The sequence below is a fragment of the Candidatus Cyanaurora vandensis genome, from assembly GCF_013285555.1.
GTDB lineage: Bacteria > Cyanobacteriota > Cyanobacteriia > Gloeobacterales > Anthocerotibacteraceae > Cyanaurora > Cyanaurora vandensis.
In genome coordinates, this window is record NZ_JAAXLT010000145.1 from 1 (window position 1) to 9,002 (window position 9,002).

General features: G+C 55.2%; 7 protein-coding genes. 5 read left to right on the top strand and 2 right to left on the bottom strand.

Translation table 11 applies throughout. The annotated features are described in order from the left end of the window. Positions 1 to 311 precede the first annotated feature (311 nt). Entirely contained in the window at positions 312 to 1,469 is a 1,158-nt protein-coding gene (locus HFM78_RS09820; protein WP_396033374.1) for an IPT/TIG domain-containing protein, read from the top strand. Positions 1,470 to 1,705: 236 nt separating this feature from the next. Here the strand turns inward: HFM78_RS09820 and ispE are convergent, their stop codons facing one another. After that, on the bottom strand, positions 1,706 to 2,599 hold the full coding sequence (gene ispE / locus HFM78_RS09825) for a 4-(cytidine 5'-diphospho)-2-C-methyl-D-erythritol kinase (RefSeq protein WP_287129266.1): 894 nt from the start codon (positions 2,597 to 2,599) through the stop codon (positions 1,706 to 1,708). Continuing rightward, a complete protein-coding gene (locus tag HFM78_RS09830) occupies positions 2,596 to 4,371 on the bottom strand; it encodes an aspartate kinase (RefSeq protein WP_287129267.1) in 1,776 nt (591 codons plus the stop codon). The genes ispE and HFM78_RS09830 overlap by 4 nt, the downstream gene beginning before the upstream one ends. A 145-nt stretch (positions 4,372 to 4,516) precedes the next feature. Here HFM78_RS09830 and HFM78_RS09835 point away from each other — a divergent pair, with 145 nt between their 5' ends. From HFM78_RS09835 to HFM78_RS09850, 4 genes are all read left to right on the top strand, one after another. Continuing rightward, the gene (locus HFM78_RS09835; RefSeq protein ID WP_287129268.1) at positions 4,517 to 5,332 is read left to right on the top strand and encodes an Rpn family recombination-promoting nuclease/putative transposase; all 816 of its coding nucleotides are present in this window, start codon (positions 4,517 to 4,519) and stop codon (positions 5,330 to 5,332) included. A 129-nt stretch (positions 5,333 to 5,461) separates the two neighbouring features. Then, positions 5,462 to 7,288, top strand: coding sequence for a DNA-directed RNA polymerase subunit gamma (rpoC1, locus tag HFM78_RS09840; RefSeq protein WP_396034988.1), 1,827 nt, complete (start codon positions 5,462 to 5,464; stop codon positions 7,286 to 7,288). Between the two features lie 98 nt (positions 7,289 to 7,386). Then, entirely contained in the window at positions 7,387 to 7,740 is a 354-nt protein-coding gene (locus HFM78_RS09845) for a Rieske (2Fe-2S) protein (protein WP_287129269.1), read from the top strand. Between the two features lie 182 nt (positions 7,741 to 7,922). Continuing rightward, positions 7,923 to 9,002, top strand: a 1,080-nt coding sequence (locus tag HFM78_RS09850; RefSeq protein ID WP_287129270.1) for an RNA-guided endonuclease TnpB family protein, incomplete at its 3' end; no start/stop codon positions are given.

Below are 9,002 nucleotides of genomic sequence, written 5' to 3' on the forward strand. Positions count from 1 at the left end.
AGATTACTTAATCGCGGAGAACTCAAGATTGATTGGGGTCGCAGGATTAAAAATAAAGGTAATTCTATAAATGCAAGTTAGATGCGTGTCAGCTTACCAGTGTTTCCTTTAGTGGAGTCACTGCACCTACATTCACGATTAATTCAGATACCAGTATTACCGCTCAGGTCCCGCCAACAGCGGTCACTGGAGTTGTACGAGTCTTCAATGGTTTTGCTGCTTCAACCAGCACTGAGAACTTCACCCTCATCAACCGGCCCCTCATCACCAGCTTCAGCCCGACCTCCGGCGGTGTAGGCGCAACCGTCACGATCCTCGGCGATAACTTCACCGGCACCTCAGCCGTCAAGTTCAACGGTGTAGCCGCCAGCTTTAACTTTATCTCTGCCACCCAACTCAAGGCCATCGTCCCCACCGGAGCTACCAACGGCCCCATCACCGTCACCAACCCCGCCGGGACTACCACTAGTTCCACCAGCTTCCTCATCGCCTCAATCCCCTCCATTACTGGCTTTACTCCGACCAGTGGGGCCGTCGGGACCCAAGTCACCATCCAAGGAACCAACTTCCAGGGCACGACCAAAGTAACCTTCGGCTATGTAGATGCCACATCTTTCACCATTACCTCAGGCACCATCTTGAAAGCCGTAGTCGCCCCCGGCACCCCCACCGGAGCCATCCGCGTCATCAACACCGCCGGGAGTGCAACTAGTGGTACCAACTTTGCCGTACTGACCAGCCCAGTAATTACTACAATTAACCCCACCCTCGGCGGGACTGGCACCGCAGTCGTCATCAATGGCTCAGGGTTCAGTGGGACCACCACCGTCAATTTCAACGGGGTGGCAGACCCAACGTTTATCGTTGACTCCGCGCTCAAGATCCGCGCCACTGCACCCGTAGGCGCAACTACCGGCAAGATTACCGTGACCAATCCCGTCGCCACCGCAACCAGCCCGACAGACTTTGTGATTTCCGCACCGCCGACGATTAGTAGTTTTACGCCGATAGCGGGTCCAGTGGGTGGTGTGGTCACGATCACCGGGACCAACTTCACGGGGACGAATCGGGTGAGCTTCGGTTATGTGGATGCTATGAGCTTTACGGTGGTTTCCGATAGCGAGATCCGGGCAACAGTGGCGAATGGGACCCCAACAGGTGCAATTCGGTTGACGACCCCCGGTGGGACTGCCACGAGTGCGACGGGTTTCACGATTCTGGTGGCGCCCACGGTGAGTACGCTCAATCCAAGTTCCGGGCGCGTGGGTTCATCGGTGACAGTGACGGGTAGTGGATTTACGGGGACAACAGCGGTGCAGTTCAACGGGGTAGCCGCAAGCTCTTTTGTGATTGATTCTGCTACTCGGATTCGAGCGATAGTGTCACCGGGAGCGACCCCAGGACCCGTTACCGTGATGAATGCTGCCGGAACAGGGACGAGTCTCACTAGTTTCCAGGTGATACCTTAGCCCCATGCCCAAGAGCATCAAAATTGAGGAAAAAGTGTACCATGTCCGTTACCAGCACACCTTACGAGCTCTCTCAACACCGATTATCCCGTGCTTATCCCTGTGCGCCTTCTCTAGGGTCTTGATGCTGATTTCACGCTCGCTGGTCTGCTGGTGGCATCTTTGGTACTGAGCGGTGAATGTAGAGTTTCCGCAGGACCCACAATGATCCAAAGGGTCCAACACAAACCCCCATCCTAAAATTCTTGTATAGAGCCTGTTAAGATCACGCCTTGGTCCTGAGTTGTAGTCACAAAAATCTCATATTCTGCTGGGTCCAAGGAATCAGCTAACTCGTGGGCGTGGTCCAAGTCTTGAGCTAAAGCGAAAATTGTAGGACCGGAGCCGGACATCAGTACGCCCAATCCTCCCCGGTCTTGCAAGTGGGTTTTGAGCCGTTGCACTAGGGGATGGTGGGGCAGGACTGCCCGTTCTAAATCGTTATACAGTAGGCTGCTGAGCGGCTTAGACCGGGGGTCCACTAGATTGCTGAGAAAAAGTGCAAGGTGTCCCCCAGCGTGTGATTCAGCTAGCTCCCGGAAAGTCCGGTAAGCCCAAGCGGTCGAGACGGCTAGGGTGCGGGGTTTGGCAAGAACCAAGGGCAAGAGTCCGGGACTCGTCAAGCTGGCTAAAACTTCTCCGCGCCCGTAGCCCAAGGCCGTCCCCCCACGCAGACAAAAGGGTACATCGGAACCCAAATGCGCTCCCAGCCCAGCTAATTGCTGTGCGTTTAATCCCAGTTCCCAGAGTTGATTGAGACCGACGAGGACAGCCGCTCCGTTGCCTGACCCCCCAGCGAGTCCCGCCGCCACTGGAATATTCTTCTCAATCTCGACTTGCACCCCCTGCTGGATGCCGGTTAATTCCTGGATCAGTTGGACCGCGCGGTAGGCTAAATTCGTCTCGTCACAGGGGACGGCGGGGTGCTGACAGCGGATCGTGGTCTCAGGTGCATTCTGGAGCGCAACCCGGTCGGCTAGGGCAATACTCTGGAAAACTAGAACCACATTGGTATAGCCATCACTCCGGGGACCAACGACCTCTAAATAAAGATTGATCTTGGCGGGAGAACTTAGAAAAACCCGGTTCACGGCGGAGCTTCCAGACAGGCCGCTTCTTGACTCTGGAGCCCAAAGGCCGTGTGGACCGCTTCTAGAGCTTGGTGGGCTGCTGCTTCTGCCACTACACAACTGACCTTGATATCAGAAGTGGAGATCATCTGGATATTGATCGCTTGTTCCGCCAAGGCCCCAAACATCCGCGCGGCGATGCCGGGAGTGCCGACCATTCCCGCCCCCACCGCGCTGACCTTGACCACATCCGCGCTCGCCGTTACCTGTTCACAGCCGAGGCCCCGCGCCGCCCGCTCTATAACCTGTTGGGCGAGGGTCAGTTGGGAGCGCGGCACGGTCAGGGCAATGTCCTGGAGCGGCTGGCCCTCCCCCCGTTGAGACTGGATGATCATGTCTACGGTAATCCCGCCCTGGGCCAACTGTTCAAGAAGTTTCGCTGCCATCCCTGGTCGGTCGGGGATGCCTTGGACCGCCAGTCGGGCTTGGTCGCGGTCCAAGGCGACCCCACGCACCGCTTTGAGGGTAAGGGCGGGCGGGCTGGTGATTTCGGTGGAGGGAGGGAGGTCAAAGGTGGTTTCGAGGGCTACTTTCACCAGAGCAGCCTGGGCGAGGTCAATTACACAACTCAGTTTAATTTCTGAGGTCGAGATCATCTGGATATTGACCCCCAGACGAGCTAGGGTCGCAAACATCTGAGCCGCAATTCCCGCCCGCGAACGCACGCCCACTCCGACCACACTCACCTTGGCAATCTGACGGTCTAGCGTCACGGCACAACCCAACTGCGCGCCCACGACCTGCGCGACCCGCTGGGCGGTTTCCCAGTATTCGCGGCGCACGGTGAAGGCGATGTCATTGCGTTGGTCACTATGGACGGACTGGATCACCAAGTCCACATCCACGCCACTATCAGCGAGGGCGGCGAAAAGCTGCTGGGCCACCCCCGGACGGTCGGGGACCCGCAAGAGAGCAATCTTGGCCTGGGTGGGGTCTACCTCAACGCGCTCCACTGGACGGGCCACTTCCATATTCTCAAAGTCGCGGTGGCGGCGGGGACCACAGCGGACTTTCGTACCGGGGAAGTCGTGCCAGTTAGAACGCACGATGACCCCGACGCCGTAGTTCTGGGCGATCTCGACAGCACGGGGATGAAGGACTTGGGCACCGACACTGGCGAGTTCGAGCATCTCTTCGCTAGTGATCTCCGGGACCAGCGTAGCAGCGGGAACCAAGCGCGGGTCAGTGGTATAAACGCCCGCCACATCGGTGTAGATTTCACAGCACACCGCATCTAGAGCCGCCGCTAGAGCCACTGCGGTCGTATCGGACCCGCCCCGGCCCAGGGTAGTCACTTCCAAGTGTTCGCCCATCATCACGCCTTGGAACCCCGCCACGACCACGACCTCACCCCGGTCTAGGTGTTGACGGACGCGCTGAGTCCTGATTTTGAGGATACGGGCCTGGGTGTGCTGGCATTCGGTGACAATCCCTACCTGTGCCCCAGTGAGAGAAACAGCGGTCAGCCCGACTTGCTGGAGGGCCATCGCGACCAGTGCAATGCTGACTTGCTCCCCAGTGGAGAGCAACATATCCAACTCCCGTTGGCAAGGGTCAGGACTGAGTTCTAGAGCCAAGCCCATCAAGCGGTCCGTCTCATGGCCCATCGCCGAGACGACCACCACCACGCTGTAACCCTGACGCACCGTCAATAGGACCCGCTCAGCTACCTGACGAATGCGGGGGATCGAGCCGACGGAGGTGCCCCCAAATTTCTGAACAATCAAACCCATGGATTGACTTTAGCGCAACTGCTATCTTCCCACACCCCTGTCCCTTGCATTGCGCTAGCTCAGCAGGGTAGCCGCTAATTTTAAAGTCCCTATCCGTAGGGAGTCCTAGCGAGTAGAAGCGGATAAATCTGTTTACAATTAGCCCATGAAAACTGACGGCTTGTTTTATACTCTCTTTCAAAAATTGCCCTCTGCCTTCTTTGAGACCCTGGGACTACCCTCACAGACGGCGGACCTCTATACTTTTGACTCAATTGAGGTCAAACAATTGAGTTTTCGGATTGACGGGGTATTCTTGCCCCAGTCCTCCGACCTGCCCATTTACTTTGTCGAGGTCCAGTTTCAGCATGATGCGGCCTTCTATGCTCGCTTCTTTAGTGAGATTTTTATGTACCTAGATAAAGCTCCGCTAACGAATGACTGGCGTGGCGTTGTTCTTTATCCCAGACGCGGTCTTGACCCCGCCGAGGAACCCCAGAACACGCGCTACCGGGAGCTATTACAGCCACCACGAGTGCAACGGCTGTACCTCAATGAGTTGGGCGACGCGGCCCGTACCCTGCCGGGTGTGGGGTTGATGTGTTTGGCAGTCGAACCAGAAGAGGAGGTTACACGGTATGCCCGCATCGTATTAGCGCAAGCATGGGAGCAGGGGGAGGCATACTACGAACAGGTGCTAGAACTAGTAGAGAAGACGTTAGTGCAGCGATATCCCGAATTGAGTCGCGAGGAGCTATTGACGATGATGGACATACAGTTGGCGAATTGGAAAGAGTCACGAGTGTTTCGTGAGGGACTGGCAGAAGGCAAGCAGGAAGGCAAGCAGGAAGGCAAGTTGGAAGGCAAGTTGGAAGGCAAGTTGGAAGCTATCCCGGCTCTAGTCGAACGGGGTTTTACAGTAGTGGAGATAGCTCAGATATTGGGATTATCGGTGGCGCAAGTGCAAGCAGCACAGCCCTAACATTTGGCCTGTTCACTAAAGCCCTGTCCGAATCCAGAGCAAGATTTGCTTACACAGGCAAGAACCACTAGCATGGGTATCCAGGCGTTACGTTCGTGACCGCCTATTTTCACTTGGGGCCAACCAACCATGACCAAGGTAGAACAGCGTTTTGACTACATTAAGATCGCCATTGCCTCCTCCGAGCGGATTGTTTCCTGGGGGAGCCGGACCTTGCCCAACGGTCAGGTGGTCGGCGAAGTAACCAAACCAGAAACCATCAATTACCGGACACTCAAACCGGAGATGGACGGCCTGTTCTGCGAACGAATCTTCGGCCCCTCCAAGGACTGGGAGTGCTATTGCGGCAAATATAAACGGGTCCGCCACCGGGGTATTGTCTGTGAACGCTGCGGCGTCGAAGTAACTGAATCCAGGGTCCGCCGTCACCGCATGGGCTACATCAAGCTCGCTGCCCCCGTCACCCATGTGTGGTACCTCAAGGGTATCCCGTCCTATGTGGCGATCTTGCTAGATATGCCACTTAGAGATGTGGAGCAGATTGTCTACTTCAATGCCTACGTGGTCATCAATCCCGGCAACGTCGAGAACCTGTCCTACAAGCAGATCTTGACCGAAGACAACTATCTAGAAGTTGAAGACCAGCGGTGGACCGATGATACCCCCCTGGACCTCGCCAACGACTGGGCCATGATTGGGGCGGAGGCCATCCAACGTCTACTCAAGGACATCAACCTTGAAGAAGAGACCGAGCGACTGCGCGAAGAATTACTCACTAGCAAGGGCCAAAAACGCGCCAAGCTGATTAAACGTCTGCGCGTCATGGACAACTTCATCGCCACGGGGTCGCGCCCCGAATGGATGGTCCTGGAGTCCGTCCCGGTCATCCCGCCGGACCTGCGCCCGATGGTCCAACTCGACGGGGGCCGTTTCGCCACCTCAGACCTTAATGACCTCTACCGCCGGGTGATCAATCGCAACAACCGTTTAGCCCGCCTCTTGGAGATCCTGGCCCCGGAGATTATCGTCCGCAACGAAAAACGGATGCTCCAAGAAGCCGTGGACGCATTGATTGATAACGGTCGGCGCGGTCGCACCGTGGTCGGGGCCAACAACCGTCCCCTCAAGTCTCTCTCTGATATTATTGAGGGCAAACAAGGCCGCTTCCGCCAGAACCTCCTGGGCAAACGGGTAGACTACAGCGGTCGGTCGGTCATCGTCGTCGGTCCACGCCTGAAGATCCACCAGTGTGGTCTACCCAAGGAAATGGCGATTGAGCTATTCCAGCCCTTTGTGATCCAGAAGCTGATCCAGCGCAACTTGGTGAATAACATCAAGGCGGCGAAAAAGATGATTCAGCGCAACGATGTGCGGGTCTGGGATGTTTTGAACGAGGTGATTACAGGCCACCCAGTCCTCCTCAACCGTGCGCCTACCCTACACCGATTGGGGATTCAAGCCTTTGAGCCGACCCTGGTCGATGGTCGCGCCATTCAGTTGCACCCCCTGGTCTGCACGGCCTTCAATGCTGACTTTGACGGGGACCAGATGGCGGTCCACGTGCCCCTGTCGGTGGAGTCCCAGGCGGAAGCGCGGATGTTGATGTTGGCTTCTAACAACATTCTCTCCCCCGCCACGGGCCGCCCGATTATCACCCCGACCCAGGACATGATCCTCGGTTGCTATTACCTGACCGTGGATAATCCTGAGGCCGACCTCGGCGCCGGGAAGTTCTTTGCTGGGGCTGAGGATACCCTCTTGGCCTACAACCAGGGTGCCTTAGACCTCCATGCCAAGATCTGGGTCCGCTTCGATGGCCTGATCGAGACGGAGAACCCCAAGGAGGATATCCGCCAACGCTTTGACAGCGAAGGCAAGCTCATCTCCCAGTACCTCAGAACGACCGTGGGCCGGATTATCTTCAACCAAGTGATCCATGAGAGCTTGGTAGGCTAAGAACGATTGGCCTTGCTTGGTGAATACCGAGCAAGGTTAATCTACGTCGAGTGTCATGGGTTACGGTACATTGACAGTAGCCCTATCCCGAGCTTTTCATGAACTGGGTCAAGGTCCTTCCGCAGAGTGAACTGACACCGGACGCCCGCAAGGTCGTCACGGTCGGTCAGCGCAAAATTCTTTTGTTACAGCATGGTGGGCAGGTTTACGCCATGGACAACGGTTGCCCCCACCTCAAACTCCCGCTCAAAGGCGGCAAGATTCAAGATGGTGCCTTGGTCTGCCCTTTCCATCGCAGTGCCTTTGACCTAAAGACCGGGAATGTCAAGGCTTGGAGTACCTTTCCGCCCTTGGTCGGGTCGCTCCTGGGAGCTATCTCCACAGAAAAACCCCTCACGGTTTACCCGGTGCGGATGGAGGGGGGAAGTATTGCCGTGGGTGTAGAGGACTGACGTTCGGTTCAGGACTCTCAAATCTTTAGAGCGGATGTATTTCGTTGCGGATGGTACGAGCTTGTTACAGAAAACACCGTAAAACCCACGCGCTTTAGCCGTGGGATATAAGATGCATGAGCCGCTAGGCGAACAAAGGATTTAAGCTGGCGACCTCAGCTTGAATAGGTTATAATCCAGGCATGTTAGTCCTTGAGTTAAAGTTAGTCGCCGCCCCTGAGCAGTTCGCCTTAATTGATGAGGCGATCCGCACTTTCCAATTCATTCGCAATAAAGCCTTGCGCTATTGGATTGACACTAAGGGTGCTACTAAGTACGACCTCAACAAACAGTGTGCGATTCTTGCTAAAGAGTTTGCGTGGGCTAATAAACTAAACTCTATGGCAAGACAATCCGCAGCCGAACGAGCATGGTCGGCAGTCTCTAGGTTCTTTGACAACTGTAAAAAGAACATTGTGGGCAAGAAAGGCTATCCTAAGTTCCAAAAAGATAACCGCTCCGTTGAATACAAAACTACCGGATGGAAACTTTCCGATGAACGTAGGTTTTTAACGATAACCGACGGGTTTGATATGGGTAAACTCAAGTTGCTAGGGACTAGAGACTTGAGGACGTACAGCAAAGAACAAATCAAGCGTGTCCGCTTAGTGCGTCGGGCCGATGGCTACTATGCCCAATTCTGTGTTGATGTAGAACGCAATGAAGATTTGACCCCTACAGGCAAGACGATTGGCTTGGACATGGGGCTAGAAAGTTTTTACACTGACTCTAATGGGGTCAAGGTAGAAAACCCGCGTTACCTCCGTAAAGCTGAAAAGCAACTCAAACGGGCGCAACGGCGGTTGAGTAGAAAGGCCAAGGGCAGCAAGAATCGTATCAAAGCGAGGAAGCGGCTAGGTCGTCAGCACTTGAAAGTCTCCAGGCAGCGTAAAGATTTTGCCATAAAAACGGCAAGGTGCGTAGTCCAGTCTAACGACTTGGTTGCTATTGAAGACTTGAAAGTGCGTAACATGGTCAAAAACCATCACTTAGCTAAATCCATTAGTGATGCTAGTTGGTCAATGTTCAGAGCATGGCTAGAATATTACGGCAAAGTGATGGGGCGGATAGTGATTGCTATGGCACCCCACTACACCAGCCAAGAGTGTTCTAGCTGCCATGTCATTGTGAAAAAGTCATTGTCTACGCGCACTCACACTTGTCAGTGTGGCTGTGTACTAGACCGTGACCACAATGCAGCCTTGAATATCTTGGCAGCAGGA

Bases quoted from the DNA above. Each gene is read 5' to 3' on its own strand.
- HFM78_RS09830 (WP_287129267.1), bottom strand. From the start codon at position 4,371: ATGGGTTTGATTGTTCAGAAATTTGGGGGCACCTCCGTCGGCTCGATC.
- HFM78_RS09835 (WP_287129268.1), top strand. From the start codon at position 4,517: ATGAAAACTGACGGCTTGTTTTATACTCTCTTTCAAAAATTGCCCTCT.
- rpoC1 (WP_396034988.1), top strand. From the start codon at position 5,462: ATGACCAAGGTAGAACAGCGTTTTGACTACATTAAGATCGCCATTGCC.
- HFM78_RS09845 (WP_287129269.1), top strand. From the start codon at position 7,387: ATGAACTGGGTCAAGGTCCTTCCGCAGAGTGAACTGACACCGGACGCC.